Source organism: Streptomyces lacrimifluminis, from assembly GCF_014646095.1.
Classification (GTDB): domain Bacteria; phylum Actinomycetota; class Actinomycetes; order Streptomycetales; family Streptomycetaceae; genus Streptomyces; species Streptomyces lacrimifluminis.
In genome coordinates, this window is the sequence record NZ_BMMU01000113.1 from 1 (window position 1) to 785 (window position 785).

General features: G+C 69.9%; 1 pseudogene. It reads left to right on the forward strand.

The window, feature by feature from the left end:
• A pseudogene (locus IEY89_RS40160) lies at positions 1-785 on the forward strand (thiamine pyrophosphate-binding protein); the annotation flags it as partial.

The window sequence follows — 785 nt, forward strand, 5'->3', positions numbered from 1 at the left end:
GCCTCGACCGCGTTCCCCACCGGTACCTATCGCAACATCTCCGGGAACCTGGCGCTGTCGTACGGGCTCGTCGCGGCCGGTCAGCAGGCCGATCTGCCGCTGTACCTGGGCTCGTACCCGATCACTCCGGCCTCCGACATCCTGCACGAGCTCAGCCGCCACAAGAACTTCGGCGTCCGCACCTTCCAGGCCGAGGACGAGATCGCGGGCATCGGGGCCGCGCTGGGCGCCTCCTTCGGCGGATCCCTGGCCGTCACCACCACCTCGGGCCCGGGCGTGGCACTGAAGTCCGAGGCCATCGGCCTCGCGGTGTCGATGGAACTGCCACTGCTCGTCGTCGACATCCAGCGCGGCGGACCCTCCACCGGACTGCCGACCAAGACCGAACAGGCCGACCTGCTCCAGGCCATGTTCGGCCGCAACGGCGAGGCACCCGTCCCGATCGTGGCCCCGCGCACCCCCGCCGACTGCTTCGACGCGGCACTGGAAGCCGCCCGTATCGCCCTCACCTACCGCACCCCCGTCTTCCTCCTCTCCGACGGATACCTCGCCAACGGCTCCGAACCCTGGCGCATCCCCGAGGTCGACGAACTCCCCGACCTGCGCGTCCAGTTCGCCCAGGGACCCAACCACACCCTCGACGACGGCACCGAGGTCTTCTGGCCCTACAAACGCGACCCGAAGACCCTCGCCCGCCCCTGGGCCGTCCCCGGCACCCCCGGACTCGAACACCGCATCGGCGGCATCGAGAAACAGGACGGCACCGGCAACATCTCCTACGACCC